The organism is Pararhodobacter sp. (assembly GCF_036802785.1).
In the GTDB taxonomy this organism is placed as follows: domain Bacteria; phylum Pseudomonadota; class Alphaproteobacteria; order Rhodobacterales; family Rhodobacteraceae; genus Pararhodobacter.
Window position 1 is genome coordinate 47,434 of the sequence record NZ_DAIRVN010000009.1, and the last position, 25,948, is coordinate 73,381.

Here is a 25,948-nt window from a genome sequence, read left to right on the forward strand (position 1 = left end):
TTTCGCAGGGTTTGCATTGATCCCCACCGTGCCCCGGCCTAGATCGGGGGCATGTTAACACTTCGTTCTTTCTTGGTTCTTATGGTGGCGCTGGTGATTCCGGCGGCGCAGCCTATGGCGCATCCCTCCGCGGCGGGGATGGTGCTGGCCGGGCAGGCACGGGTGATCGACGGTGACACGCTGGATGTCGGCGGTGAGCGGGTGCGGCTGCACGGCATTGATGCGCCCGAGATGCGGCAGACCTGCGCGGCACCGGCGGGGGACTGGCCCTGCGGTGAATGGGCCCGCGATGCGCTGGTGCAGATGATCGGCGGCGCGGCGCTCAGCTGCACCGGGGTTGAGCGCGACCGCTATGGCAGGCTGGTGGCCGCCTGCAGCGCGGGCGGTCAGGATCTGGGCGCGGCCATGGTGGAAGCGGGGGCTGCGGTGGCCTATCGCCGGTATTCGCACGCCTATACCGGGCAGGAAGACCGCGCCCGGCGGGCGGGGCGGGGGCTGTGGGAACAGGGCGAAGCCGGGCTTGTGCCCCCGGCGCAATGGCGACAGGATCAGGCTGTCGCGCAGGCCTCTGCGCAGACTGCACCGGGGGATTGCACCATCAAGGGAAACATTTCCGCCAACGGGCGTATCTATCACCTGCCGGGCCAGCGCGATTATGACCGGACACAGATTGACACCACACGCGGCGAGCGCTGGTTCTGCACCGAAGAACAGGCCCGCACGGCTGGCTGGCGGAGGGCGCGACGATGAACCCACTTGATCTGGAAACCCGCGCGGGGCTGCCCGATGCGCTGCGCGTCCTGCTGGAGCAGTATCCGCGCGACCTCTGGCAAGCGCACAGCAATTTTGACGGGCTGACCCGCTTCTGGCTGGAACGCCATCTGATGTTCCGGCAGGTTCTGGCTGAGTTGCAAGGCGATACCCGCGCCTTTCTGGACGGAAATATCGCCGCTCAGGCCCATGCCGGGCGCACTGCGCAGCTGGCGGGCTTCCTGATCAATCAGTTGCACGGGCACCATCAGATCGAAGATCACCACTATTTTCCGAAACTTTCTGCCGCCGAAACGCGGCTGGAGCGCGGCTTTGAGATTCTTGATGCCGATCATCACGCGCTGGATGCCCATTTGCAGGGCCTGACCGACGACACCAACGCCCTGCTGCGCGCTATCAGTGAAAAGCGCCCGGCGACGGATGCCGCCGGGGCGCTGGAAACCCGGCTGGGCGGCTTTGGCCGTTTCCTTGACCGGCACCTGACCGATGAAGAGGAACTGGTTGTGCCGGTTATTCTGCATCACGGTTTCAGATTGTGATCCAGATCAAGGGCGCAGCGGGGGCGCGCCGATAGCTTGGGGCCCAGAAACAGGAGGCTCCCATGTCGCATACCCCCCATGATCTTGCCGAAGAGTTTCCCGAACATGCCGGGAAGCTGCACGCGCTGAAGGTCTCGCACCCGCATTTCGCCCGGCTGGCTGAGGAATACCACGAGGTGAACCGCGCGGTTCATCGCGCCGAAAGCAAGATTGAACCGATCACGGAAGAAGCGGAGACCGAGCTGCGCCGCAAGCGCCTTGCGCTGAAGGATGAGATCGCCGGCATTCTGCGTCAGGAAAGCTGAAGTCATATCGCAGGGCGGTGTGAGACGGGGGCATTGCCCCCCGTCTTGCGTTCGCAATGCCGCTAGATATCCTGCGTATTCACGATCGCATAGGGCAGCATGCCGCGCTTGTCCGGGTCGATGCGCAGCGCGGCCTCCAGCGGCGGGACCGAGCGTTGGTGGCAATCCGGCCTTGCGCAGATCCGGCAGGAAATGCCGATCGGCACAAAAGCCTGCGGATGCGTCAGGTCCATGTCATCGGCATAGGTCAGCGCCTCGGCATGGCGGATTTCGCAGCCCAGACCGATCGCATAGCGCTGCACCGGCGCGCGGAACGAGCCGCCGGGTTTGGTGACCTCGCGCGCAAGGCAGAAGTAGCGCACACCGTCGGGTGTTTCAGCGAGCTGGCGCAGAAAACGCCCCGGGGTTTCGAAGGCCTGATGCACATTCCACAGCGGGCAGGCCCCGCCGTAGCGGGCGAATTGCAGCCGCGTGGCGGAATGGCGCTTGGTGATCGTGCCAGCCTGATCGACGCGGACAAAGAAGAACGGCACGCCCTTCGCCCCGGGCCGTTGCAGGGTGGAAAGCCGGTGCGCGACCTGTTCGACCGAGGCCCCGAAGCGATCCGCCAGTTCCTCCAGATCATGGCGCGAGCGCTGCGCTGCCTCCAGAAAGACGCGATAGGGCAGAAGCACCGCCCCGGCAAAATAATTCGCCAGCCCGATCCGGGCGATGGCGCGGGCCTCGTCTGACTGGAAGCGCGCCAGATCAAGCGTGGCATCCAGCAGGTCAGCCTGGGTCAGAAGCGCGATCTGGTGGAGCAACTGGAAGCGCCGGGTCTCGACAGGGGATAAAGTTGATAAAGTGATAGATTTACGCGCCTGATCGTAGTTCCGCAGCATTCTGCTATCCGAAAAGTGCAAGGATATCCCGCGCTTCTCCAGCATCCGGGCGATCTTTTCATCGGTATTTCCCGGCCCCTGCGCGAAATGTTCCGCTGCCCGATCAACCGCATCAATGTAGTTGTCGCAATAATGGAAGAAGTCGCGCACCTCTTCCCAGGGCGAGGCGCGCTGCGGCCGGTCACCCTGACCCAGCGCCTCATCCAGCGAGGCCAGCCGCTCATGGCTTTGCCTGTAGGCGTGATGCAGCGCCAGCAGCGCCCGCGCCACCCCCGGTGCGTTGGAGGCAACAAGCCGCAGGTCAGCCATGCTGGGGCCGGGGCTGGGAAACACCGGGTCCGCCAGCGCCTCGCGCAGGTCAGAGACCATCCGCTCGCTGTCACCGGTGGCAAGCTCGGTGACATCCGTGCCGAATTCCCGCGCCAGCGCCAGCACAACGGCGGTTGAAACGGGGCGGTTGTTATTCTCCATCTGGTTCAGATAGGGCAGCGATACCCCCATCCGGGCCGCAAATTCCTTCTGGGTCAGTTGCAGCCGGGTGCGGATTTCGCGCAGTTTGGAACCGGCATATAGCTTCTGGACAGGCATGGCGGCCTCGGCATTTGCAATACACCGGGGGTAGCTTTGCAAAGCCTGTTTGCCAAGCCCTTTCAGCCGCGGCTGTTGCGCTCACGCCGGATGACCGCGAAAACCGACAGAAGCGAGGCGAGGGCGCTTGCCAGCATGATCAGCACCAGCGGCCAGGCGCCTGAACCGGGCACCAGCAGCATGCCCGCCAGCGCCGAAAGCGCCGCGCCCCCGCCGATCATGATCGCCCCGCCCAGCCCCGATGCCGTGCCGGCCAGATGCGGGCGCACCGACAGCATGCCTGCCGTTGCATTGGGCAGCACCATGCCGTTGCCGATGCCGACAAACAGGAAGCAGCCAAAGAATACAAAGGCCGTCGCCACGCCCGCAGCCAGCACGGCCGCCTGCAGCACCAGCCCCGCAAGGGTGATGAACGCCCCCACCAGGATCATCCGGTTCACCCCCATCCGCATCGAAAAGCGGCCGGACAGGAAGTTGCCCGCCGCATAGCCCAGTGCCGTAAAGGCAAAGAGGCCACCCAGCGCTGTCGGGCTCAGCCCGTAGATTTCGGTGCCGACGAAGGGCGCGCCGCCCAGAAAGGCGAAGAAGACCCCCGAGGCAAAGCTGGAGGACATCACATAACCCCAGAACCGGGGCGAGGCGAAAAGTTCCGGGTAATCGCGCATCTGCGCCATCAGGCTGGTTGGCCGGGTTCCCGCCGTTTCGCCCAGATCAGCCCATGTCAGCGCCATGACCAGAATCCCCGCCAGCAGCAGCAGCGCGAAGTTGCCCTGCCAGCCGAAAATCTCGTCCACCACCCCGCCGACAACCGGCCCCAACATCGGCACGATGGACATGCCCATGGTGACGTAGCCCAGCATCGAGGCCGCCTGCGCCTCATCGACCATGTCGCGCACCACCGCCCGGCTGAGCGCCATGGCGGTGGCGATGACGGCCTGTCCCATACGGAAAACAAGGAAAACTTCTGCGTTCGGGGCCAGCAGCGTGCCGACACTGGCCAGCACGAACAGGCCCATCGCCACCAGCAGCACATTGCGCCGGCCATAGCGGTCTGACAACGGGCCGATCAGGATTTGCAGCACCGCGCTGACGCCCAGATAGAGCGAGACAGAAAGCTGCATCACCCCGTATTCCACGCCGAAATACACCGCCATGTTGGGCAGTGACGGCAGAAAGATGTTCATCGACAGGGCTGAAAGTCCGGCAATCAGGATCAGCGTGGCGATATGCGGGGGCGAAGTGCGGTCCAGAAACCGGCCAGGGGGCTTGCTCATAACTTCACAAGTGTATTTTCGCCCGCTGCGGAAGTCCAGAGGGCTCTCAGTTCCGTTTGCGAAAGATGAACCTTACTCCGCAATGACGGGAACGCCTGAAAGAGCGTTCCACCGGAGCGTCAGGTGGCGGCGGAAATATCGGAAGGCAGCAGCAATCCGTTAGTGACAACGCAGACGGGAAGCGACATTGACGGTGCTCAGGGGAAAAGGGCATCCTGCCAGCCTGTGCCGCCGCTCTGCGAAACCTTCGATGCTTTGCAATTATTCAATTAGCAAGCATCTCTTGCAGATTGGTTTGCAAATTTTCTTATTTCTGCTTTCGCTTCCGGCCCCACACGCCTATTTTGCACCCTGAATCCGAGGAGGGCACCATGAAGGACATTTTGCACGAACTTGAGGCCCGTCGCCAGACGGCGCGCCAGGGCGGCGGTCAGCGCCGGATTGATGCGCAGCACGCCAAGGGCAAACTGACCGCCCGCGAACGCATCGAGCTGTTGCTTGATGAAGGTTCGTTTGAAGAGTTCGGCATGTTCGTGGCGCATCGGTGCACCGATTTCGGCATGGACCAGGAGCGCCCTTCAGGTGACGGGGTGGTAACGGGCTGGGGCACGGTGAACGGGCGGCTGGTCTATGTCTTCAGTCAGGATTTCACGGTCTTCGGCGGCTCGCTCTCGGAAACGCATGCGCAGAAGATCTGTAATATCATGGATATGGCGCTTCAGAACGGCGCGCCGGTTATCGGCCTGAACGATTCAGGCGGCGCGCGTATTCAGGAAGGCGTTGCCAGCCTTGCGGGCTATGCTGATGTGTTCCAGCGCAATATCATGGCCTCGGGCGTTGTGCCGCAAATCTCGGTCATCATGGGGCCGTGCGCGGGCGGGGCGGTTTATAGCCCGGCAATGACCGACTTCATCTTCATGGTGCGCGATTCCAGCTACATGTTCGTCACCGGCCCTGATGTGGTGAAAACTGTCACCAACGAGATCGTCACGGCGGAGGAACTGGGCGGGGCCTCGACCCATACGAAAAAATCCTCGGTTGCTGACGGGGCGTTTGAAAATGATGTCGAGGCGCTGATCGAAGTGCGCCGCCTGATTGATTTCCTGCCGCTCAACAACCGTGAAAAGCCGCCCGTCAGGCCGTTTTTCGATAATCCCGCGCGGATTGATGAAAGCCTCGATACGCTGATCCCGGACAACCCCAACACGCCCTATGACATGAAGGAGCTGATCCTGAAGGTCGCGGATGAGGGGGATTTCTATGAAATCCAGACCGATTTTGCCAAGAACATCATCACCGGCTTTATCCGCCTTGAGGGGCGCACGGTGGGTGTGGTGGCGAACCAGCCGATGGTGCTGGCGGGCTGTCTGGATATCGACAGCTCGCGTAAGGCGGCGCGCTTCGTGCGCTTCTGCGATGCGTTTGAAATTCCGATTCTGACCTTTGTTGACGTGCCCGGCTTCCTGCCCGGCACGGGGCAGGAATATGGTGGGGTGATCAAGCACGGTGCGAAACTGCTGTTCGCCTATGGCGAGGCGACAGTGCCGAAAGTGACGCTCATCACCCGCAAGGCCTATGGCGGGGCCTATGACGTCATGGCATCCAAACACCTGCGGGGTGATTTCAACTATGCATGGCCGACCGCCGAGATTGCGGTGATGGGGGCCAAGGGCGCGGTGGAAATCCTTTACCGCTCAGAACTGGGCGACAAGGAAAAGATCGCGGCGCGCACCAAGGATTACGAAGACCGCTTCGCCAACCCCTTCGTGGCGGCTGAAAAGGGCTTCATTGATGAGGTGATCATGCCGCAGTCAACGCGCAAGCGTCTGTGCCGGGCGTTTGCCTCGCTGCGCAACAAGAAGCTGACAAACCCTTGGAAAAAGCACGATAATATCCCGCTATGACCCATTTTATCCACTCTTCTCTGGCTGTCCTTCTGTGCTGTCTCTCGGTGCCGCTTGCGGCGCAGGAGCGGCTGGTGCTGCCTTCGGGCAATGAAGTGATCGTGCAGGAAATCCTGTGGGATTCTGAGGGAGCGACAAGCCGCTTTCGCTTCGTTGCGCCATGGATCGCGGCGGAGGGGGCTGACAGCGCCAGCATTCTGGAAGACATGACGGTGCTTTGCCGCGATTTTGCCTTGCCGGTGCAACAGGCCCTTCATCCCGGGAGTGAAGAACTGGTGATTTCTTTCGCTTCTGAGCCCGTGGAATTTGGCGTGATGAATTCCGAGGTCGTTCAGTATTTCGAAGGATTCATCGCGGCCGGACAAGACTGCATATGGAGCGAGTTCTGATGCTTTCACTAGATATTGACGACTTCTGCCGCGGTGCGGCACCGGCTGATGCCGGAGCGCCACAGGCAGGTAAAACCACCGATTCGCTCACATCAAAAAACTGGCACAACCCATTGAAACGCGCTAATCTCCGGCACAGCACTGTCAGCAAGGCATGTGTGAATCAAATCAACCGGCGGGGCGCAGTTGCGGCGCGACCGGGGAACGAAGAGAGCAGGAGACCTCAATGTCCAAGACCCTTATCACTGCCGTTGCAGCTGCGTTCAGCCTGGCCATTCTTGCTGGCTGCAACCAGAATCGGCAGGAAGAATTCACCATCGTCGAGCCGGTTCAGCCGATCTACCAGGAGCCGGTTGCCAGCTCGAAATACCGCTGATCGCTATCAGCGGGGCGTGACCCTTCAGGCAGGGCGGGCGACCGCCCTGTCGTTTGTTGTCTGCGCGGTTTCCGGCAGGGAGGCTTTCCCATGCTGAAGCACCGCGGCTTTCCCGGGCGCCTGCCCGGCACCGATTTCCAGTTTGTCATCCGTCGCGGCAACAAGGACGGCGCGTCGCCTCTGATCGAGCGCAAGCGCTTTGCTGACCGGCGCTATGCCGACCGTCGCGCCGATCAGGGCTTCATGGCGGCCCTCTGGGAACACTTCGGAGAAGAACCCTTTGAGCGTGGCAATCTGGATGCCGGGCGCCTGTCATGGCTGTTCGGCCGCGAAGTGGTGCCTGCCGAGCAGCCCTTTGACGCCAAAAGCTACGAGGCGCTGTTGCGTATCAATGTCTCTGTCGCGCAGGTCAGCTTTCCCGAGGTATTCGCAGGTGACGGGGAATTCGCACCCGACGGCGACGCATGGGATGACGGCGACGAGGACGATCGGTGATGGCGTCGGCGGTTTTCCGGCAGTTTCCCGGGGGTTGTGGAACCGGCATGCGTTCTGCGCGTTTTGGCAAGGAACGCAACAACGGAGTCCCGGTCTCATGTGGAAAACCATCCTTCTGCCGCTCGCAACTGTCGCAACGCTCGCCGCATGCGGCAATACGGCCGGTGAACAGGCGCTTATCGGCGGCGGTGCCGGTGCTGTTGGCGGCGCCGTCCTCGGCGGCGATCCGATCGTCGGTGCTGCGGTCGGTGCCGGTGGCAACGTGCTGTTCTGTCAGGCCAATCCGGGCCGCTGCCGCCGCTGACCCCAGCGCCCCACTGCTACCAGTCATGCCGTCCGGCCCCTTGGGGGACCGGGCGGTTTTTCGTTTCCGTCGTTCGAGGGGCCCGCGCGGGCTGAGGGAGAGAGAATGTTCAAGAAGATCCTGATCGCGAACCGTGGCGAAATCGCCTGCCGGGTGATCAAATCGGCGCGCAAGATGGGCATCCGGACGGTGGCGGTTTACTCCGATGCTGACCGCAACGCGCTCCATGTCCGGCTTGCGGATGAGGCCGTGCATATCGGACCGGCGCCCGCCAACCAGTCCTATATCGTGATCGACAGGATCATGGAGGCGGTCCGCACCTCCGGGGCTGAGGCGGTGCATCCGGGTTATGGTTTTCTGTCGGAAAACATGAACTTCGCCGCCGCACTTGAGAAAGAAGGCGTGGTGTTCATTGGCCCGCCCTCGGGCGCGATCGAGGCGATGGGCGACAAGATCACCTCCAAGAAGATCGCCGCCGAGGCCGGGGTCAGCACCGTTCCGGGCTATATGGGCCTGATCTCGGACGCGGAAGAGGCGGTGACGATCTCGCAGCAGGTCGGCTATCCGGTGATGATCAAGGCCTCGGCCGGCGGTGGCGGCAAGGGCATGCGCATCGCGTGGAACGACGACGAGGCGCGCGAGGGTTTCCAGAGCTCAAAGAACGAGGCGGCAAGCAGTTTCGGCGATGACCGCATCTTCATCGAGAAATTCGTGACGCAGCCGCGCCATATCGAAATTCAGGTGCTGGCCGATCAGCACGGAAACTATACCTATCTGTTCGAGCGCGAATGCTCCATCCAGCGGCGCAACCAGAAGGTCATCGAAGAGGCGCCCTCACCGTTTCTGGACGATGCCACGCGCAAGGCCATGGGCGAACAGGCCGTCGCGCTGGCCCGGGCCGTGGGCTACACCAACGCGGGCACGGTTGAGTTCATCGTCGATGGCAACCGCAATTTCTATTTCCTCGAAATGAACACGCGGTTGCAGGTGGAACACCCGGTGACGGAGCTGATCACCGGCGTCGATCTGGTTGAGCAGATGATCCGCGTCGCGGCTGGCGAGAAGCTGCCCTTCACGCAGGAAGACCTGAAAATCAAGGGCTGGGCGATGGAAAGCCGCCTCTATGCCGAAGACCCCTATCGCAACTTCCTGCCCTCGATCGGTCGCCTGACCCGCTACCGCCCGCCGGTTGAGGGCACCACCGCCACCGGCGGGATCGTGCGCAATGATACCGGCGTCTTTGAGGGCGGCGAGATCAGCATGTATTATGACCCTATGATCGCCAAGCTCTGCACCTGGGGTGCCACCCGCGAGGCTGCGATCGAAGAGATGCGGCTGGCGCTGGATACCTTCGAGGTGGAGGGGATCGGCCATAACCTTCCCTTCTGTTCCGCCGTGATGGAGCATCCGCGTTTTGTGTCGGGCAACATCACCACGGCCTTTATCGAAGAAGAATATCCCGAAGGTTTTCAGGGCGTTACCCCTTCAGACAGCATGCTTCTCAGGGTCGCGGCGGCCGCAGCGGCGATGAACCGCGTGGCCGAAATCCGCCGCACGCGCATCTCGGGCCGGATGGATAACCATGAGCGCAAGGTGGGCGATGACTGGGTGGTCAGCCTTCAGGGCAGGAACCTGCCGCTCACGGTCCGCGCCGACAGATCCGGCGCAACCGTCAGCTTTGAGGGCGGCGACACCCTGCGCGTTGAATCCGACTGGGCGCCGGGCCAGCCACTGGCGCGCCTGCTGGTGGAGGGTGAGCCGCTGGTGCTGAAGGTGGCCCGCATCACCGGCGGCTACCGGCTGCGGCTGCGCGGGGCGGATCTGAAGGTGCATATCCGCACGCCCCGCCAATCCGTTCTCGCTGCCCTGATGCCCGAGAAACTGCCGCCTGACACCTCGAAACTGCTGCTCTGCCCCATGCCCGGGCTGATCGTCAAACTGGCGGTGGCTGAGGGGGAGGAAGTGTTCGAGGGGCAGGCGCTCTGCACGGTTGAGGCGATGAAGATGGAAAACATCCTGCGCGCCGAACGCCGCAGCATCGTCAAGAAGATCAACGCCAGTGTCGGTGGCTCACTGGCGGTGGATGATGTGATCATGGAGTTCGAATAAGATGAACCCCGGCGCCCATTCATCTTGCCGCAAATACGCGCGGGGGGAGGCGGCGCAAGCCGACGGGGGGCGGCAGCCCCCTTGCTACCGCCCGGCCGGCCGCCGCTCCATCATCTCCTGCCGCCGCAGCGGGAACCGGTCGATCACCGCGTTCAGCTCCCGCACATCGCGCGGGGCAGGGCGGCGCTGCTTGATCTCGCCATCCTTGTCGATAATCGCCAGCATGAAGCCGCGCGGGCGCAGCCTTTGGCGCAGCGCGCTGCCGGAGTTGCGGTCGGTATCGGTGACCACCACCACATCGCGTTCGAACAGATCGCGCGCGCGCTCGTTGATGTCGCGCATCTGCCGGATGAAGGCGGGGTCGTTCGGGGTGTCGGCCATTACCGCCAGTATCCGCCATTCCCACAGGAACGCCTCTGGGTCCAGCTCGGTGGCATCGATGATGCGCAGCCCCTCAGGCGTTACCACTTCCTCTTCGTCAGGAAGGGGCAATGCTTCGTCAGCGAGGGGCGCCGCGCTCTCCACCGTCGCGCCCGTCTGGGCCACCGCGGTTTCGGGCAGCACATCGGCGGCCAGCATGCCCGAGGGCAGGGCAGCGATGGCGAGGGCAAGCAGAACTGGTTTTATCGGCAAGGTCATATGGCCTCCTGTTGCCATAGATATAGGCAAGTTCGCCGGGAAAACACCATAGATGACGTGGAATTTGCTGCGATGCCTCTGTGCCGTGGCGTGAATGGACAAAGGATGATGCCATGACCGATAAAGCACCCAACCTAGCCGATTGGTCAAAGCTGGTCGAAAAGGAGCTCAAGGGGCGCAGCCCGGACAGCCTGATCTGGGAAACGCTTGAGGGCATTCCGGTCAAACCCCTCTATACTGAGGCCGATCTTGAAGGGCTGGATCATCTGGGCACAATCCCCGGCCATGCGCCGTTCACGCGCGGCGTGCGCGCGACCATGTATGCCGGGCGGCCCTGGACAATCCGGCAGTATGCCGGTTTCTCCACCGCCGAGGAATCGAACGCATTCTACCGCAAGGCGCTGGCGGCGGGGCAGCAGGGCGTATCGGTCGCCTTCGATCTGGCCACCCACCGGGGCTATGACAGCGACCATCCGCGCGTCGAGGGCGATGTCGGCAAGGCGGGTGTTGCGATCGACTCGGTCGAGGACATGAAGATCCTGTTCGACAGTATCCCGCTGGATAAAGTCAGCGTTTCCATGACCATGAACGGTGCGGTTATTCCGATTCTCGCCAGTTTCATTGTTACTGGTGAAGAGCAGGGTGTGGACCGTTCCCTGCTTTCGGGCACCATTCAGAACGATATTCTGAAGGAATTCATGGTGCGCAACACCTATGTCTATCCGCCTGAGCCATCGATGCGGATCATCGCCGATATCATCGAATATACCGCCGCCGAGATGCCGAAATTCAATTCGATCTCGATTTCCGGCTATCATATGCAGGAAGCGGGCGCCAATCTGGTGCAGGAGCTGGCCTTTACGCTGGCCGACGGGCGTGAATATGTCCGTGCGGCGCTGGCGAGGGGCATGGATGTAGACGCCTTTGCCGGGCGGCTGTCGTTCTTTTTCGCCATCGGCATGAATTTCTTCATGGAGATCGCCAAATTGCGCGCCGCGCGGTTGCTGTGGCACCGGATCATGTCTGAGTTCAATCCGAAAAAGCCGGGTTCGCTGATGCTGCGCACCCATTGTCAGACCTCGGGCGTCTCCTTGCAGGAGCAGGACCCGTATAACAATGTGGTGCGCACCGCCTATGAGGCGATGGCGGCGGCGCTTGGCGGCACACAGTCGCTGCACACCAATGCGCTGGATGAGGCGATCGCCCTGCCCACCGAGTTTTCCGCCCGGATCGCGCGGAACACCCAGCTTATCCTTCAGGAAGAGACCGGAGTGGCCAAGGTCGTCGATCCGCTCGCCGGATCGTATTATGTTGAAAAACTGACAGCGGACCTGGCAGAAGCGGCGTGGAAACTGATCGGTGAGGTTGAAGAAGTAGGAGGGATGACCAAGGCTGTCGCCACCGGCATGCCCAAGCTGCGCATCGAGGAATCGGCGGCGCGCCGGCAGGCGATGATTGATCGCGGCGAAGAGGTCATTGTCGGGATGAACAAGTATCGCCTCGCCAAGGAAGACCCGATCGACATTCTGGACATCGACAATGCTCGTGTCCGCGACACCCAGATCGCCCGGCTGGAACGCATCAGGGCCACGCGCGATGCCGCCGCCTGCGAAGCCGCGCTGGCCGAGCTTGAGCGCCGCGCGCGCGAGGGTGGCAACCTTCTGGAAGCGGCGGTGGAAGCGGCGCGCGCGCGCGCCTCGGTCGGGGAGATCAGCATGAGCATGGAGAAAGTCTTTGGCCGCCACCGCGCCGAGGTGAAAACCCTCGCAGGGGTCTATGGCGCCGCTTATGAGGGCGACGATGCCTTCGCCGCGATCCAGCGCGATGTCGAGGATTTCGCCGAAACTGAGGGCCGACGCCCCCGGATGCTGGTGGTCAAGATGGGGCAGGACGGTCATGACCGCGGCGCCAAGGTGATCGCCACGGCCTTTGCCGATATCGGCTTTGATGTCGATGTGGGGCCACTGTTCCAGACCCCGGAAGAGGCCGCGCAGGATGCGGTGGACAACGATGTCCATGTCATCGGCATTTCCAGTCAGGCGGCGGGCCACAAAACCCTTGCGCCCAAGCTGATCGCGGCGCTGAAGGCCGCCGGGGCCGGGGATATTCTGGTAATCTGCGGCGGCGTCATCCCGCATCAGGATTACCAGTATCTCTATGACCACGGGGTCAAGGCGATCTTCGGGCCGGGCACCAACATTCCGGGCGCCGCGCGCGACATCCTGCGGCTGATCCGCGAGACACGAGGTTGAGGGCTGAGGGCTGAGCGCCGCGGGCGGTCTGCTTTCATCTTGCCATAAATACGCTGGGGGTGAATGGGCCGCAGGCCCAGAGGGGGCAACGCCCCCCTCGCCGCCCCCGGGCAGAAACCCGGACGATTACCGCCGACACAGCCATTCCCGCCTTGCCTTGGCGGCTGATCCGGGGTCACATTCGGACCTCTGACAAAGAAGGGGCGGCACCTTGCTGTGTTTTGATCATCTTGCCATAGGGGCGGAGGCGCTGGAAAGCGGTGCGGCTGCAGTCGCCGATGTGCTGGGTGTTCCGTTGGAGCCGGGCGGCGTTCATCCGGCTATGGGCACCCATAACCGGCTTCTGTCGCTGGGGCCGGGCGCATATCTTGAGGTCATCGCGATTGATCCCGGCGCGCCACCGCCGCCCCAGCCGCGCTGGTTCGCGCTGGATGACTTTGCCGGCCCGCCGCGCCCGCGCGCGTGGATCGCCCGCGCCGAAGGCGGGGCGGAGGCCTTGGGCGATGCGCTGGCGCTGGCGCCCCAGGGTGTTGGCCGCCCGATGGACTTTGCGCGCGGCGCGCTGAAATGGTCCATGGCCGTGCCGGAAAGCGGCTGGCTGCCCTATGGCGGGGTGTTTCCCGCGCTGATCGGCTGGCAGGGCGCGGCTCATCCCGCTGACAGCCTGCCGGACCGGGGTGTCCGGCTGCGGCGGCTGGTGGTCAGCCACCCAGATGCCGGGGCCCTGCGCGCGGCGCTGGCGCCGCTGATTGCCGATGAGCGGCTGGTGATCACACTGGGTGCCGAGCCCGCACTGGCCGCCGAATTCGACACGCCGCAGGGGGTACGGATACTCGCATGATCCGCCCTGCGCTTGCGGCCGACGCCGCCGCGATAGCCGCCGTCTGGAACCCGATCATCCGTGACACGGTGGTTACCTTCAACCCGGTTGAAAAGTCCGGGGCCGATATCATCGCCACCCTCGCCGCTCGCGCGGCTGAGGGGAATCCGTTTTTCGTGGCTGAGGCAGAGGGGCAGGTTCTGGGCTTTGCCAGCTATTTCCAGTTCCGCGCCGGTCTGGGCTATGCGCGCACCATGGAGCATTCCATCAACCTCTCGGAACAGGCGCGGGGCAGGGGGCTGGGGCGGCAACTGATGGCGGCGCTGGAAGAGGATGCCCGCGCGCAGGGGCATCGCAGCCTGATCGGCGCGGTCTCGGCCTCGAATCACGAAAGTCTCCGGTTTCATGAACGGCTGGGCTATACCGAGGCGGGCCGTCTGCGCGATGCTGGCTGGAAGTTCGGCCGCTTTCACGATCTGGTGCTGATGCAAAAGCTGCTCTGAAGCGCCTATTTCTTGCCGGCCGGCCTGCCCTTCACGGTGCCCTGTCGTGCTGCACCTGCGAAAGCGTTTCCCTTGGCCCGCGCAGCGGGGTAAACTGGGTGCATGTCGATCTGGTCCCGCATCACCGCCGCGCTTGCGGCCTTGGCCGCAGGCGAGCCCTTCAGCGCGGTGCTTGACCGTCTGCGTCTGGCGCCCGAGCGCTCGGTTGCCTTTACCATCGGTGTCATCGCGCTGGGTGCCAAGCTTGCCAAGGCGGATGGCGAAGTGACGCGGGGCGAGGTTGCGGCCTTTCGCCGGGTTTTCACCATCCCCCCGGAAGAAGAGGCCAATGCTGCGCGCGTGTTCAATCTGGCGCGGCAGGATGTTGCCGGGTTCGATGCCTATGCGCGCAAGATCGCGGCGATGTTCCCCCCGCGCGACCCGGTTCTGCGCGATCTGATGGAGGGGCTTTTCCATGTGGCGATTGCCGATGGCAGCTTTCACCCCAAGGAAGAGGCCTTTCTGCGCGAGGTTGCCACGATCTTTGGTCTGGAAGGGCCGTGCTTTCACGCATTGATGGCGCGGTTCGTGCCCGGCGTCACGCCGGACCCTTTCGCGCTACTGGAAGTGCAACCCGATGCCAGCCTTGAAGACGCGCGCCGCGCTTACCGGCGGATGGTGCGTGAAAGCCACCCAGATGCCCTGCGCGCCCGCGGTGTTCCGGATGAGGCCGTGCGGCTGGCCGAGGCGCGGCTGGCGGCGCTGAACAACGCCTGGGACGAGGTGCAGGCGCTGAAAGCCGCCTGAGCGCGGCTTCAGTTCTGGTCCGGTGCGGGCGCGTCTGCTTCGTTCCGGGGCGCTTCGTATGGGTCCGCTTCGGGTTTTGCCGCATCGCTGGCGGCATCGCGTTTCGTGGCATTCCGCGACACACGGACATTGGTGGCCACACCCAGCGTTTTCGCCAGCGCGGCGAAGCGCTGCTGGGCCACCTCGCCGAAAAGGTCGCGCATTTCCGGCTTCAGCACCATTTCCAGCAGCTTTTTCTTGGGGAAATAGCGCAGCTCCCCCGCCGCATCCGGCCCGCTGATCGAGAACATGGCGCCAAAGCGCATGGCACGGCCCAGCATGATCGCCTGCAGGATATCGGTCTCATCAAGCAGCTTCAGAAGCGGGGTCAGCCGACTGTCGGTGCCCCCGTTCTTGTAGCGGTTCATCAGTGCCAGCCCCAGAAAAACCCGGCCCTTATGATCCAGCCCGCCAAGATTGGCGCGCGTCGCCGTGTCAAAGCAGCTTTCCGAGCGGTAGTCAGGGTGGGCGCGCCAGTTCACGTCATGCAGCAGGCAGGCGGCCTTGATCAACCGCAGTTTTTCAGGCGAAGCATTGCGATAGAGCGGCATGAGGAACTGGAACAAGCGGCGCCCGAACCCCGGCAGGCGGGCGTTCGCGGCCTCGGTATGGCGGCAGGCCTCGATCAGCGGATCGCGGGCGCGCAAGGCATCTGGCATCTGCTCAAACAGCACCCCCTCGCGGATACCGTAGCTGGATACATGGATCTCGCGCGGGCGGAAAATGTGCAGAAGCTGGCGCAGCACCACCGTGGCCAGCGGCACCAGCAGAATGCGCTCCGGCGAGATGCCGGTGCGGTCGCGCAGTTTCTTGAGGTCCTGCCCCTCAAGCCAGTCGATGGTCTTGCGGATGGATTTGGGCGTCATGGCGTATTCATGAAGCACTGTCAGCGGGTAGCCGCGCCGCTCCATGTCCAGCCGCGCCAGCGCGCGCCATGATCCGCCGACCAGATAGAGGGTCTTGTGGTTGGTGCCGATCTGATCGCGCAATTCGGTCAGAATGGTGTTGATATGCGCGTGCAGACCCTTCTTGCCGCCGGGAACCTCCTGCAGGCGGAAGGGGCCAAGCGGGGTGCTGACACGGCGACCGACAGTGTTGTCGCCGATCTCGGCCAGTTCCATTGACGAGCCGCCGATATCGCATACCAGCCCGCTTGCGCCGGGCCAGCCCAGAAGCACCCCCTGCGCCGACAGACGGGCCTCTTCGGTGCCGTCGATGATCTGCATTTCCAGCCCGGTCGCCTCTTCGACCTCGGCCTTGAAATCGGCGCCGTCTTCGGCTTCGCGCACGGCCGCTGTGGCGACCATGGTCAGGCTGGTCAGATGCATCTCGCGCGACAGAAGCGCGAAGCGGCGGATAGCGGACAGGGCGCGCGCGCGCCCCTCAGGGTTCAGCCGCCCGGTTTCGGACATGCCGCGGCCAAGGCCGCAAAGGATTTTCTCGTTGAAGAAATAGGCGGGCGAACGCGCCGCGCCGTCAAACACCACCATCCGCACCGAGTTTGATCCGACATCGATCACCCCCACCCGCTCCAGTGCCCGCGCCAGCGAATCCGGAAACAGGGCCGGGCCATGAAAACCACGGATCGGGGTGGGGTTCGGCTGGGTGGCGGGGGCTTCGGCCTGACCGTCGCCTGTCATACAGCGCTTCCTTTTTGCTCACGCAGGGTCGTTCTACGCATGGGGCCCGCGCAACGTCAACCGCCGTGACCGCATGTCGCGCACCGGCGCGGATCAGTCTTCGCCATGCGCCAGCTCGATCACATCGCCCGCACCCGCCGAACCGCGCCCCGAAAGGGAGGGGTTTTCCATGAAGAAACGGTGGCAGTTGAACAACAGCCGGTCTTCGCTGGAGCCCGGTTCAGGCAGGTTGCGGCTGTAGCGCCCGGTGCCGTCCAGCACCCATGTCTGCGCCTCGTCATGCAGGTTTGCGGCCATGATCTGCTGCACAATCTGCGCCTTGACGGTCTTGTTGTTGATCTCCACCAGCGTTTCGACGCGGCGCAACAGGTTGCGGCCCATCCAGTCCGCCGACGAGATGAAGACCCGCGCCTTTTCCGACGGCAGCCCGTAGCCGGAGCCGAAACAGACAATCCGCGAATGTTCCAGAAACCGCCCGACGATGGATTTGACGCGGATATTCTCGGACAATCCCCTGATACCCGGCCGCACGCCGCAGATGCCCCGGATCACCAGCGAAATCTGCACCCCGGCCTGCGACGCGGCGTAGAGCGCGTCAATCACATCCGGTTCCACCAGCGAATTCATCTTGGCCCAGATCTGTGCCGGGCGCCCGGCGCGGGCATGCGCGGCTTCGGCGTCGATCAGTTCCAGCAGCCTTGATTTCAGCGTCAGGGGCGAAATCGCAAGGTTTTCAAGCTTCTCGGGCTCGGCATAGCCCGACAGGTAGTTGAACACCCGCGCCGCATCGCGCCCCAGCGCCGGGTCGCAGGTGAAAAGCGACAGGTCGGTGTAGATGCGCGCGGTGATCGGGTGGTAATTGCCGGTGCCGAAATGCGTATAGGTGACCAGCCGGTCGCCTTCACGGCGCACCACTGTGCTGATCTTGGCATGGGTCTTGTAATGGATGAACCCATAGACAACATGCGCCCCGGCCCGCTCCAGCCGCCGGGACTGGCGGATATTCGCGGCTTCATCAAAGCGCGCCTTCAGCTCGACAAAAGCGGTGACCAGCTTGCCCGCCTCGGCGGCCTCGCACAGCGCGGCAACGATCGGACTGTCGCGCGAGGTGCGGTAGAGCGTCTGCTTGATGGCCAGCACATTGGGGTCGCGCGCGGCCTGCTCCAGAAAGCGCACCACCATGTCGAAGGTCTCGTAAGGGTGGTGCAGCAGCATGTCCTTTTGCCGGATCGCGGCAAAGATATCGCCGTCATGGTCCTGCACACGCTCAGGAATGCGCGGCGTGAAGACGGGCCATTGCAGATCCCGCCGGCTGTCAAGCACCAGCTCCTTGATATCGGCCATGCCCAGCAGGCCATCCACCTCGATCACCTCGTCCGCATTGACCTCCAGCTCATCCATGATCAGCTTGCGCAGTTCAGGCCGCGCGTCAGTGGTCAGCTTCAGGCGCACCACCTCGCCACGGCGGCGGCGCTTCAGCGCCACCTCGAATTCGCGCACCAGATCCTCGGCCTCTTCCTCGACCTCCATGTCGCTGTCGCGCAGCACCCGGAAGGCGCAGGAATTGCGCGCGCTGTAGCCGGGAAACAGCGCCTGAAGCTGGTCCAGCAACAACTCTTCCAGCGGCAGAAAGCGGTGGGTGCCACCTTCAGACGGCAGCGGAATGAAGCGGTCAATCTGCTGGGGAACCGGCAGAATGGCGTTGCGGCGGAACTTGTCGGCGCGCCGCTCAATCTGCAGTGCAAGGCAGAAACCCGCGTTGGGGATGAACGGGAAGGGATGCGCCGGGTCGATGGCCAGCGGCGAGAGCATGGGGAAAACATTGGCCAGAAAGTATTCGCCCAGAAAGGCGCGGTCCTGCGGGCTGAGGTCGGCGCGGGCGAGGATATGGATATTCTCGGCCTGAAGCTTGCTGATCAGCGTGCCAAAGGTCCGCTGCTGCGCCGCCATCAGCTGGCGCGCATCCTCATTGATCAGCGCCAGCTGGTCTTCCGAGCTGCGCCCGTCAATCGAGGGCAGGATATTGCCAGAGCGTTTCAGCTCGCGCAGACCGGCAACCCGGACCGTATAGAACTCATCCAGATTGGCGGCCGAGATCGACAGGAAGCGCACCTGCTCAAGCAGCGGCACACGCGGGTTCGAGGCCTCTTCCAGCACACGCCAGTTGAAGGCCAGCCATGACAGCTCCCGGTTGAAGAACCGGTCAGGCGAGGCCGGATCGAAACCCTCGGGCGGGTCGATCGATTCAGGAAAAGACGCGTGGAGGAAGTCAGCTTTGTTCATGGGGCGATCATTGCTGCGAATTGTGACGGTTCCGTGAAGGCGTTGGCAGATTTTGCTGATCCTGAGGGGAGTTGGCGGGCAGGTCCGCAGCTTCGGCCAGAATTTCCTGCGCCAGTGCCCGGGTGACAGGCCGGCCAAGCGCCAGTGCCCGCTGGTCCAGCAGGGCGACCAGCGCGCGGGCCTGCGCCAGCGAACGCTCCATGCGCGGCAGAAGATAGTCGATCAGCGCGGGCTGGATGCGGATCTGGCGGTCGTTGAACAGCTTCACCAGGACGGCGGCCAGCAGCGCATCATCGGGCGGGGCAAGCGCCACATGCGCCGCCGCATTCAGCCGTGAGGCGAGGTCGGGCAGCAAAAGTCCCCAGTCGCGCACCGGGGTGCGCGCGGTCAGCAAAAGGCTCTGACCCTGCGCCTGAAGATGGTTGTGCAGGTGAAAAAGCGCCTCTTCGCCAGGGCCGCGCGCCAGCCTGTCGGCGTCATCAAGAACCACCGGCGCCGGGGGCGCATGCAGCAGCGCGGGCAGGGCCTCCGGCAGGGCCTGCGGGTCAATGATCCGCGCCCCCGCTTCGGCGGCCCAGATATGCGCCAGATGGGTCTTTCCGGCACCGGAGGGGCCGGTCAGCACCAGCTTGCCCGCTGGCAGCCCGGCGGGGTTGGCGATCGCCCCCAACGCCAGCGCATTTGACGGCGCCTCCAGAAAATCGGCGCGCCCCCGCGCTGTCCGGGTGGGCAGACCCAGCGGCAATTGGGTGCCTTGCGGGGGGCGTTGGGGCATGGCGGCTCAGATCTGCTTTTCGGGCAGGTTGACAACAAGCCCGTCCAGCGCCTCGGTCACCTTGATCTGGCAGGTCAGGCGCGAGCGGACCGGGTCAGGCTGCCAGGCGAAATCCAGCATGTCCTCTTCCATCGGGTCACGCGCGGGAAGGCGGTCAACCCAGTCCGGGGCGACATAGACATGACAGGTCGAGCAGGCACAGGCGCCGCCGCAATCGGCCTCGATCCCGGGCACGCCATTGTCGCGCGCGCCCTCCATGACCGTCAGGCCCGGTGCGACATCGATAACATGCTCGGTGCCATTGAACTCGACATAGGTAATCTTGGCCATATGGTCCTCGCAGCCATGGGAAATCCGGCTCAGGACATATGCCAGACGCGCGGGTTTTACCAGTGTCCACCGGGAGGGGAACGGGCGTAGGAATGCCCCGGTCTGGCCCCCGGACTGCCCGAAGCGCGCCCGGATTTCGCCTTTTTTGCTGACTAGACTGTTTACCATAGCGCAACAACAAACCGAATCGATACACCATGACCCGCCCCGCCGCCCTCCTGATTCTTCTGGCCACCCTCGCACTGGGCGCCTGCCAGAATGGCCAGTCGCATGACATGGCCCAGCGCGGTGATACGGTTCAGCCCCGGCTGTCGGGTTCTGCGCAGGCCGGATGCTGGGCAACCGACACAATCCCCGCCCGCACCCGGCCGGTTCTGGACGAAGTGGTGATCACCCCCGCGCGCATCGATGCACAGGGGCGCGTGACCGAACCCGCCGTGATCGCCTCGCGCGAGCGCATGGTCGAAACCGGCGCGCCCGAGGAACGCCTCTTCGCCGTGCCCTGCCCGGATCAGATGGACGGCGAATTTGTCTCAGCGCTGCAACGCGCGCTTCAGGTGCGCGGGCTCTATAGCGGCGCAGTCACGGGCACGATGGACAGCGCGACCCGCGACGCCGTGCGCGCCTGGCAGCGCCCGCAGGGGCTGGACAGCGGCGTGCTGTCGCTGGATGGTGCGCGGCAACTGGGCCTTGTGGCACTGGGCCGCGAGGCGTTCTGAGTTCAGCACGGCCAAAACCGCGCCAAGGGGGCTTTGCCCCCGTTTCTTTTTCAGGTGTCAGGGGGCGTTGCCCCCTCTGGGCCTGCGGCCCATTCCCCGGCCCCTCTTTCCAGATCGGGCCACGGGCTCGGCGCTCAAAGCTGGGGCCTTCCACTGGAAGGCCCCCGAGACGCCGCTCACCCCCCGCGTATTTCCGGCAAGATGAAAGGGGCGCCGCGCCCCTGCTTCACCTGTTCAGAAATATCCCGGGGGAGTCCGGCCATCGCAGATGGACGGGCGGGGGCAGCGCCCCCGGCGCCGCGAAGCGGCAGGCAAAGAGGCTTCGGCGAAGCCGGCAATCAGGTCAACGATTGAGACGTAAAGTCAGCGCCAGAGCCCGGCATGCGTGGCCAGCGCGCCCTGAAGCTTGGACAGCAGACGCAGGCCGGGGCGCGGTGCGCCTGTCTGGCCCTGCGCCAGCCGCTCAATCAACAGTTCGGGTGGGCAGGGCTGGCCCGTCAGCGGATCGAGGTATCGGGGATAGGCGATCAGGGTGGCATGGATAAGTGCCGCAAGGCCGGGCCCGGTCTGGCCGGCAGGGCGCATCCGGCGCGCGGGGACCGGGGCGCGGTCCTGCGTCAGGCCCCAGCCCGCGTAGAAGGGCGCCCCAAGACAGGTCACCGGCTTGCCGCGCAACAGCGCCTCGAACCCCAGCCCCGAGGTCAGTGTCCAGACAAGGTCAACCAGCCCCAGCAGGGTGGCGGCGTCGGTCTGCTCAATCACCAGGTCGGCGAGCGCCCCTGCATCCGGCACAGCGCCCGGGCGCAGCCCGGCCTCGACATCCGGGTGGGGTTTGTAGAGCACTATTCCCTGCGGGTGTTCCCGGCGCGCGGCTTCAAGCAGCGCGCGGTTGCTGCGCACGGGGCCGGTAGCACCCTGCCGGATCGAGGCGTCATCCTCCACCTGTCCCGGCACCAGAATCACCGGCGCGCCGGGGTGCGCCTCGCGCAGCGCGCGCAGCTTTTCCGTCAGCCCCGCCGCATCGCTGCCGGTGTTGTATTTCGTCAGCCCCGCGCCGGTTATTGCAGCGACCAACGCCAGCGCCCTTTCTCCCCCGCCGGGAGGAAGCGCCCCGCTGATCAGCCGTTCAAGCCTGCTTTCCCGGCGCGGGTCATAATAGATGCCCAGATCATCCACCACGAGGCTTTGCGCAGGGGTCAGGGCCGCCCCCAGCCCGCGTGAGCGCAGAAAGCCATCCTCAACCCGCAGGCCGGGAAAGTCATCGGGGACGGCGCTGGCCCAGCCGATCAGCCCGCGCCCGGTCGCGCGGGCGCGCGCCGTGGCATCCTCCGGGGTGCGGGCGAAAATGAGCGGTTTCTCGCGCCCGAACATCGCCTGCAGCTGCCGCCGTTTCCACAGCCGCATCCCGCAGGCGACATGGCCGTGCCTGTCCTGACGGAAGGCCTGCAGCCGGGCCTCCATCTGGTCAATCACCTCTTCCAGCGGGCAGAGGCGGTCGCGCAGCGGGTCGTACCACTGCGGATAAAGCAGCATCGCGCCGGCGAAAAGCTGCGCGCGGGTCAGTTTGCGGCGCCGTCGCTGCGGGGGCATCTCGTCCTGCGTCAGCCCCCATCCGGCATAGAAGGGCTGGCCAAAGACGCGCGGGCGGTGCCCGGCCAGAATCGCCTCGAACCCCAGTTGCGATGACACGGTATAGACCGCAACCGCCCCTTCCAGCAGCGACCACGGCGCATGGGGGCTGGTTTCCAGCGAGACAGGGCCAGTGGCATCGGCGGTGGTGAAATGGCCCAGCCGGGCGTTCCCAGCCGTTTCAGGGTGGGTTTTCACAAGGATGCGCGCCCCGGGGTTTTCGATCTGCGCAATCGCCAGCATCTCCCGGAACAGGCCCTCGGGCAGTGGCCCGCTTTCACTGCCATGGCGCAGCGAGGCATCGCCCCTGACCTGATCCACCACCAGAACATAACCCGGCGCGGGCGGAGCCAGGGCGGGGTCATGGGCGTTGTATTTCGACAGTTGCAGGTGGCGCATCCGCGCGATGCAGAGCTTGGCGCGGGCGATCAGGGTGGCGTCATCGAACGGGTGGGTGGCCAGCAGGGTTTCCAGATCGGAGGGGCGCGCGGGGTCATAATGAACGCCGCTGCGGTCGATCAGCAGGCCCATCGGCGGCTCGCCGCGCAGCCTGCCGGGGAAGAGCGAGCGGATAAAGGCATCCTCGATCCGCCAGAGCGCGGCACCGCTGCGCGCGGCCACCGCCTCGGCCCGGGCGGCGCGGGGGCTGTGGCCCCAGGCGGCGACGGCATCATTGGCATCCGGCCAGCCCAGACGGGGCCGGTGGCCGGACAACTCAAGGATACGACGGATGGTACGGGCCTGCGCCGAGGGGCCAAGAAACCCACCGCTATAGGCGAAAAGCCGGGAAGGGGCGGGTCTGGCAGGCATGGTCTGGCCCAGTGAGTTCAGGGCGGTGCGTTGAGAAAGCGGGGTTCCGGGGCAGGGGGCATGGCGTGGTCAAGCCTGCCCCGGAAGGTTGGTTCTACAGATCAGCGGCGGTGCTGACGACCGAGCCGGTCGCGCTGAGCGTGCCCGACAGCGTGGAAATCAGGCGGTTCCAGGAAACTGCCGAAGCCTCGGTCACATAGACTGTGTCGCCATCACGGATCTGGAAGTCGCGCGCCATGAACATGCCGTTGGGCGCCGTCAGGTCCAGCACATAGATCAGCCGCTGGTCGCCCAGAAGATCGGTGCGGCCCAGCACGTTGCGTGCAATTTCAGCCGGTTCATTGCGGAACACAAAGACGCCCGTGGGGTCGGCGCGGGTGGGGTCAAGGCCGCCGACCTGCGCCAGCGCCTCGATCGCGGTGATGGTCGGCGAATCAAAGGTGATCAGCGATTGCGTCCCGGTTGCACCGAGGATGGTGAAGCGGCGCTGGTCCTGATCAACCAGAAGCCGGTCGCCGCCGCGCAGGGCGATATCCAGCTCAGGGTGGCGGAACAGATCCTCCAGCCAGACGCGGTCCGTGACCGAGCCGCGCGCGACTGTGACCTGTGCGCTTTGCACCGGCCCCTCAACGCCACCGGCCTGCGCGAGCATCGCCGTCAGCCGCCGCGTATTGCGCTCGACCGGATAGACGCCCTGCGAGTTCACCCGACCCATGACCGAGACACTCGCCCCGTCGCCGGTGGTGCGGCTGACATAGACCTGCGGGTCCGGCGTCTGTTCATCAAGCTGGCGCGCGATGGTGGAGCGCAGCCCTTCGGGCGACTGGCCCGCCGCGCGGATGCGCCCGGCAAAGGGCACATAGATGAAGCCCGCGTCATCGACCTGAAGCTCCTGCAGCACGGCGCCGCGGGTTTCAAAGTTGGTCATCAGCCCTTCGGGAACGTTTTCATAGACCGTCACGGTGACCGTATCGCCCACGCGGACCGTATCGCCGCCCAGAAGGGCCGCGTTGCGCAGCGCATCAGAGAAGCCAAGGGCGGGCGTGACATTGGCCGCACGGTTCACGCGGTCGCCGACGGCGACCACGAAAGCATCACCTTCGCGCAGGACGGAGCCTGCGAAAATTTCGTTCATTGTTGGCCCTGGGCGCGGCATCGTGCAGGCCCCGACGGCTGCAACGAAAACGGCCAGCGCCAGCCAGCTGGCGCGGCGCGGATATCTGACAATCACTGCTCGGGCTCCTTTATGGATTATGCCTCGGTATTTTTTTCTGCAACTATAGTCAGAACATGCAGATTTTCCAAGCCTGTTGTCGCCGACCCGCTAGTGCACCAGCCGCAACTGTTGCCGAGGTGCCGCTTTTCCGGCGATCAGGGCATCATAGGGGTCTTCGGGGGTGAGCAGCAGATCGACCACCTGACGCAGCAACTGCCGCCGTCCCGGCGTGGAATAAAAACCGCCGGGAAGCTGCGATGTTTCCAGCAGAAAACGGCGGTAATTGCGGTAGGCGCGGTTATCCGGCCGGGTGGGGGCGTTGAAGAATTCGGGCAGCGGCTGGGTGGAGACGAATTCAGGTTTGTCATAGACCGCGCGCCCGAACACCTTCAGCGGCATGCCGCGCCAGAGCACCTGCTGCGCGGCGGTGGAATTCACGGTCACTGCGGAACGCGCGTGGTTCAGCAGCCCCGCCAGCTTGCCGCCGCGCACAAAATGCACCCGGTCAACAATGCCATGCTCACCCGCCAGCCGCAGGATATCGCGCTTCAGTAGCGTGCGCCCGTCTTCCAGCGGATGGGCCTTGAAGACGAGATGGTGATGGCGCGGCGCCCCCTCGGAAAAACCCTTGATGCAGACCTCAAGAAACTCGGTCATGGTGGAAAACGAGCTATGCATCTGAAAGCTTGAATCATGTTCAAGCTGCAAAAGCGCCAGATGATAGGGAAAGCCCCCGGTGCGGATGCGCCAGGTGGCAAGGCGCCGTTCCATCGCGTGAAACGGCATCGACAGCAGGCGGCGCAGATAAAGGCCGAATTCCTGTTTGACCGCCAGCTTGCGATGCGGCCTGAAGCCACGATAACGCCAGTTCGCCAGCAGCACGAAGGCATGATACGCGAAGCCGTAGAACACATGGTGGCGCATATCGCCCCAATGCGCCGGGGCGTCGATCAGGTCGATCTCGGAGTTTTCCAGCGCCTTGCGCATCTGCTTGACCGACAGATCCATCAGCCGCGAATTCCCGTTCGAGCCGCCGCGCTCATAGGTTATCCACCAGGGCCGCAGATAACCCTCTTCAAACACATGCACGGTAATGCCGCGCGCGCGGGCCTGTTTTATGGCCTCGGCATGTACAAAGCGGGTGTCGCCATAGAGCACGATATCGGTGACGCCCTTTTCCGTCAGCAGCGCATCCAGATATGCGGGCCATTCCGGTTGGGGGGCGGTGAAGGGAATAAAGCCCTGCCGGGGCCAGAATGCCTGATCGCCCCGGTTAAAACCCACGCGCCAGACCTGCGCGCCGGTGCGCCCCAGCATTGCGCCCAGATGTTTGAAAAATGGCCCGTGCGGCCCTTGCAGAAACAAAAAGCGGCGGTCATCGCCGGTCACTCGTATCATTGCCCGCGCCTCTCAGGAGGAATAACCCTCTTTTTTTGTATGAAACATGACAGAAGTTACGACTTATATAAAGCCCGTCTTTATCGAAAACCGGGTCAATCCGCGCCTGAATGCACGATTGTTGGCAGCTCAGGGGTGCGGTGCGGCGCAAGGCGGGCGAAACGGTTTTGGCTG

The 25,948-nt window shown here is 64.1% G+C and carries 24 protein-coding genes; 14 read left to right on the forward strand and 10 right to left on the reverse strand.

Features of this window, described 5'->3' with window-relative positions:
• The first annotated feature begins 51 nt into the window (after positions 1 to 51).
• The 3 genes from V7Q53_RS05370 (at position 52) to V7Q53_RS05380 (ending at position 1,615) form a co-directional block, all read left to right on the forward strand.
• Positions 52 to 750: a thermonuclease family protein gene (locus tag V7Q53_RS05370; protein WP_442954417.1), complete on the forward strand. Its 699-nt coding sequence runs from the start codon at positions 52 to 54 to the stop codon at positions 748 to 750.
• Positions 747 to 1,310: a hemerythrin domain-containing protein gene (locus V7Q53_RS05375; protein WP_333827429.1), complete on the forward strand. Its 564-nt coding sequence runs from the start codon at positions 747 to 749 to the stop codon at positions 1,308 to 1,310. The genes V7Q53_RS05370 and V7Q53_RS05375 overlap by 4 nt, the downstream gene beginning before the upstream one ends.
• Positions 1,311 to 1,372: 62 nt before the next feature.
• A complete protein-coding gene (locus tag V7Q53_RS05380) occupies positions 1,373 to 1,615 on the forward strand; it encodes a YdcH family protein (protein WP_333827430.1) in 243 nt (80 codons plus the stop codon).
• Between the two features lie 62 nt (positions 1,616 to 1,677).
• Here the strand turns inward: V7Q53_RS05380 and V7Q53_RS05385 are convergent, their stop codons facing one another.
• Complete coding sequence (locus tag V7Q53_RS05385; protein ID WP_333827432.1) at positions 1,678 to 3,084, reverse strand: helix-turn-helix domain-containing protein; 1,407 nt, start codon at positions 3,082 to 3,084, stop codon at positions 1,678 to 1,680.
• A gap of 62 nt (positions 3,085 to 3,146) precedes the next feature.
• Positions 3,147 to 4,358 (reverse strand): multidrug effflux MFS transporter, encoded by a 1,212-nt coding sequence (locus V7Q53_RS05390; RefSeq protein WP_333827434.1) that lies wholly within the window; start codon positions 4,356 to 4,358, stop codon positions 3,147 to 3,149.
• 371 nt (positions 4,359 to 4,729) lie between these two features.
• On the opposite strand from V7Q53_RS05390, the gene V7Q53_RS05395 reads away from it, so the two are divergent.
• From V7Q53_RS05395 to V7Q53_RS05420, 6 genes are all read left to right on the forward strand, one after another.
• Positions 4,730 to 6,262 (forward strand): acyl-CoA carboxylase subunit beta, encoded by a 1,533-nt coding sequence (locus V7Q53_RS05395; RefSeq protein ID WP_333827436.1) that lies wholly within the window; start codon positions 4,730 to 4,732, stop codon positions 6,260 to 6,262.
• Positions 6,259 to 6,651, forward strand: coding sequence for a DUF6497 family protein (locus V7Q53_RS05400; protein WP_333827438.1), 393 nt, complete (start codon positions 6,259 to 6,261; stop codon positions 6,649 to 6,651). The genes V7Q53_RS05395 and V7Q53_RS05400 overlap by 4 nt, the downstream gene beginning before the upstream one ends.
• Positions 6,652 to 6,877: 226 nt before the next feature.
• Positions 6,878 to 7,027: a hypothetical protein gene (locus V7Q53_RS05405; RefSeq protein ID WP_333827441.1), complete on the forward strand. Its 150-nt coding sequence runs from the start codon at positions 6,878 to 6,880 to the stop codon at positions 7,025 to 7,027.
• 90 nt (positions 7,028 to 7,117) lie between these two features.
• On the forward strand, positions 7,118 to 7,522 hold the full coding sequence (locus V7Q53_RS05410) for a hypothetical protein (RefSeq protein WP_333827442.1): 405 nt from the start codon (positions 7,118 to 7,120) through the stop codon (positions 7,520 to 7,522).
• 97 nt (positions 7,523 to 7,619) lie between these two features.
• Positions 7,620 to 7,826 carry a hypothetical protein gene (locus V7Q53_RS05415; protein WP_333827443.1) on the forward strand — a complete coding sequence of 69 codons (207 nt, stop codon included), beginning with the start codon at positions 7,620 to 7,622 and terminating at the stop codon, positions 7,824 to 7,826.
• Between the two features lie 105 nt (positions 7,827 to 7,931).
• A complete protein-coding gene (locus V7Q53_RS05420) occupies positions 7,932 to 9,935 on the forward strand; it encodes an acetyl/propionyl/methylcrotonyl-CoA carboxylase subunit alpha (protein ID WP_333827444.1) in 2,004 nt (667 codons plus the stop codon).
• A gap of 84 nt (positions 9,936 to 10,019) precedes the next feature.
• Here V7Q53_RS05420 and V7Q53_RS05425 read toward each other — a convergent pair whose 3' ends face one another.
• Positions 10,020 to 10,574, reverse strand: coding sequence for a DUF4174 domain-containing protein (locus V7Q53_RS05425; RefSeq protein ID WP_333827445.1), 555 nt, complete (start codon positions 10,572 to 10,574; stop codon positions 10,020 to 10,022).
• A 113-nt stretch (positions 10,575 to 10,687) separates the two neighbouring features.
• Between V7Q53_RS05425 and scpA the strand changes: the two genes are divergently transcribed.
• The 4 genes from scpA (at position 10,688) to V7Q53_RS05445 (ending at position 14,935) form a co-directional block, all read left to right on the forward strand.
• Positions 10,688 to 12,826 (forward strand): methylmalonyl-CoA mutase, encoded by a 2,139-nt coding sequence (gene scpA, locus V7Q53_RS05430; RefSeq protein WP_333827446.1) that lies wholly within the window; start codon positions 10,688 to 10,690, stop codon positions 12,824 to 12,826.
• Positions 12,827 to 13,037: 211 nt separating this feature from the next.
• On the forward strand, positions 13,038 to 13,667 hold the full coding sequence (locus V7Q53_RS05435; protein WP_333827447.1) for a VOC family protein: 630 nt from the start codon (positions 13,038 to 13,040) through the stop codon (positions 13,665 to 13,667).
• Complete coding sequence (locus V7Q53_RS05440; protein ID WP_333827448.1) at positions 13,664 to 14,149, forward strand: GNAT family N-acetyltransferase; 486 nt, start codon at positions 13,664 to 13,666, stop codon at positions 14,147 to 14,149. Before V7Q53_RS05435 ends, V7Q53_RS05440 begins: the two co-directional genes overlap by 4 nt.
• 102 nt (positions 14,150 to 14,251) lie before the next feature.
• Positions 14,252 to 14,935, forward strand: coding sequence for a molecular chaperone DjiA (locus V7Q53_RS05445; RefSeq protein ID WP_333827449.1), 684 nt, complete (start codon positions 14,252 to 14,254; stop codon positions 14,933 to 14,935).
• Between the two features lie 8 nt (positions 14,936 to 14,943).
• Here the strand turns inward: V7Q53_RS05445 and V7Q53_RS05450 are convergent, their stop codons facing one another.
• The 4 genes from V7Q53_RS05450 to V7Q53_RS05465 form a co-directional block, all read right to left on the reverse strand.
• On the reverse strand, positions 14,944 to 16,614 hold the full coding sequence (locus V7Q53_RS05450; protein WP_333827450.1) for a Ppx/GppA family phosphatase: 1,671 nt from the start codon (positions 16,612 to 16,614) through the stop codon (positions 14,944 to 14,946).
• Between the two features lie 93 nt (positions 16,615 to 16,707).
• Positions 16,708 to 18,897 carry an RNA degradosome polyphosphate kinase gene (locus V7Q53_RS05455; RefSeq protein WP_333827451.1) on the reverse strand — a complete coding sequence of 730 codons (2,190 nt, stop codon included), beginning with the start codon at positions 18,895 to 18,897 and terminating at the stop codon, positions 16,708 to 16,710.
• 7 nt (positions 18,898 to 18,904) lie between these two features.
• The gene (locus V7Q53_RS05460) at positions 18,905 to 19,672 is read right to left on the reverse strand and encodes a DnaA ATPase domain-containing protein (protein WP_333827452.1); all 768 of its coding nucleotides are present in this window, start codon (positions 19,670 to 19,672) and stop codon (positions 18,905 to 18,907) included.
• 6 nt (positions 19,673 to 19,678) lie between these two features.
• Positions 19,679 to 20,002 carry a 2Fe-2S iron-sulfur cluster-binding protein gene (locus tag V7Q53_RS05465; RefSeq protein WP_333827453.1) on the reverse strand — a complete coding sequence of 108 codons (324 nt, stop codon included), beginning with the start codon at positions 20,000 to 20,002 and terminating at the stop codon, positions 19,679 to 19,681.
• A gap of 197 nt (positions 20,003 to 20,199) precedes the next feature.
• On the opposite strand from V7Q53_RS05465, the gene V7Q53_RS05470 reads away from it, so the two are divergent.
• On the forward strand, positions 20,200 to 20,721 hold the full coding sequence (locus V7Q53_RS05470) for a peptidoglycan-binding domain-containing protein (RefSeq protein WP_333827454.1): 522 nt from the start codon (positions 20,200 to 20,202) through the stop codon (positions 20,719 to 20,721).
• Between the two features lie 363 nt (positions 20,722 to 21,084).
• On the opposite strand, the gene V7Q53_RS05475 is transcribed toward V7Q53_RS05470, so the two are convergent.
• From V7Q53_RS05475 to V7Q53_RS05485, 3 genes are all read right to left on the reverse strand, one after another.
• On the reverse strand, positions 21,085 to 23,160 hold the full coding sequence (locus tag V7Q53_RS05475) for a capsular polysaccharide biosynthesis protein (protein WP_333827455.1): 2,076 nt from the start codon (positions 23,158 to 23,160) through the stop codon (positions 21,085 to 21,087).
• A 94-nt stretch (positions 23,161 to 23,254) separates the two neighbouring features.
• A complete protein-coding gene (locus V7Q53_RS05480) occupies positions 23,255 to 24,295 on the reverse strand; it encodes a polysaccharide biosynthesis/export family protein (RefSeq protein ID WP_333827456.1) in 1,041 nt (346 codons plus the stop codon).
• Positions 24,296 to 24,484: 189 nt separating this feature from the next.
• Positions 24,485 to 25,774 carry a capsule biosynthesis protein gene (locus V7Q53_RS05485; protein WP_333827457.1) on the reverse strand — a complete coding sequence of 430 codons (1,290 nt, stop codon included), beginning with the start codon at positions 25,772 to 25,774 and terminating at the stop codon, positions 24,485 to 24,487.
• Positions 25,775 to 25,948 lie beyond the last annotated feature (174 nt).

Bases quoted from the DNA above. Each gene is read 5' to 3' on its own strand.
- scpA (WP_333827446.1), top strand. From the start codon at position 10,688: ATGACCGATAAAGCACCCAACCTAGCCGATTGGTCAAAGCTGGTCGAA.
- V7Q53_RS05395 (WP_333827436.1), top strand. From the start codon at position 4,730: ATGAAGGACATTTTGCACGAACTTGAGGCCCGTCGCCAGACGGCGCGC.
- V7Q53_RS05415 (WP_333827443.1), top strand. From the start codon at position 7,620: ATGTGGAAAACCATCCTTCTGCCGCTCGCAACTGTCGCAACGCTCGCC.
- V7Q53_RS05400 (WP_333827438.1), top strand. From the start codon at position 6,259: ATGACCCATTTTATCCACTCTTCTCTGGCTGTCCTTCTGTGCTGTCTC.
- V7Q53_RS05370 (WP_442954417.1), top strand. From the start codon at position 52: ATGTTAACACTTCGTTCTTTCTTGGTTCTTATGGTGGCGCTGGTGATT.
- V7Q53_RS05440 (WP_333827448.1), top strand. From the start codon at position 13,664: ATGATCCGCCCTGCGCTTGCGGCCGACGCCGCCGCGATAGCCGCCGTC.
- V7Q53_RS05470 (WP_333827454.1), top strand. From the start codon at position 20,200: ATGACCCGCCCCGCCGCCCTCCTGATTCTTCTGGCCACCCTCGCACTG.
- V7Q53_RS05405 (WP_333827441.1), top strand. From the start codon at position 6,878: ATGTCCAAGACCCTTATCACTGCCGTTGCAGCTGCGTTCAGCCTGGCC.
- V7Q53_RS05385 (WP_333827432.1), bottom strand. From the start codon at position 3,084: ATGCCTGTCCAGAAGCTATATGCCGGTTCCAAACTGCGCGAAATCCGC.
- V7Q53_RS05475 (WP_333827455.1), bottom strand. From the start codon at position 23,160: ATGCCTGCCAGACCCGCCCCTTCCCGGCTTTTCGCCTATAGCGGTGGG.
- V7Q53_RS05390 (WP_333827434.1), bottom strand. From the start codon at position 4,358: ATGAGCAAGCCCCCTGGCCGGTTTCTGGACCGCACTTCGCCCCCGCAT.
- V7Q53_RS05480 (WP_333827456.1), bottom strand. From the start codon at position 24,295: ATGAACGAAATTTTCGCAGGCTCCGTCCTGCGCGAAGGTGATGCTTTC.
- V7Q53_RS05445 (WP_333827449.1), top strand. From the start codon at position 14,252: ATGTCGATCTGGTCCCGCATCACCGCCGCGCTTGCGGCCTTGGCCGCA.
- V7Q53_RS05380 (WP_333827430.1), top strand. From the start codon at position 1,373: ATGTCGCATACCCCCCATGATCTTGCCGAAGAGTTTCCCGAACATGCC.
- V7Q53_RS05450 (WP_333827450.1), bottom strand. From the start codon at position 16,614: ATGACAGGCGACGGTCAGGCCGAAGCCCCCGCCACCCAGCCGAACCCC.
- V7Q53_RS05410 (WP_333827442.1), top strand. From the start codon at position 7,118: ATGCTGAAGCACCGCGGCTTTCCCGGGCGCCTGCCCGGCACCGATTTC.
- V7Q53_RS05485 (WP_333827457.1), bottom strand. From the start codon at position 25,774: ATGATACGAGTGACCGGCGATGACCGCCGCTTTTTGTTTCTGCAAGGG.
- V7Q53_RS05420 (WP_333827444.1), top strand. From the start codon at position 7,932: ATGTTCAAGAAGATCCTGATCGCGAACCGTGGCGAAATCGCCTGCCGG.
- V7Q53_RS05460 (WP_333827452.1), bottom strand. From the start codon at position 19,672: ATGCCCCAACGCCCCCCGCAAGGCACCCAATTGCCGCTGGGTCTGCCC.
- V7Q53_RS05425 (WP_333827445.1), bottom strand. From the start codon at position 10,574: ATGACCTTGCCGATAAAACCAGTTCTGCTTGCCCTCGCCATCGCTGCC.
- V7Q53_RS05465 (WP_333827453.1), bottom strand. From the start codon at position 20,002: ATGGCCAAGATTACCTATGTCGAGTTCAATGGCACCGAGCATGTTATC.
- V7Q53_RS05375 (WP_333827429.1), top strand. From the start codon at position 747: ATGAACCCACTTGATCTGGAAACCCGCGCGGGGCTGCCCGATGCGCTG.
- V7Q53_RS05455 (WP_333827451.1), bottom strand. From the start codon at position 18,897: ATGAACAAAGCTGACTTCCTCCACGCGTCTTTTCCTGAATCGATCGAC.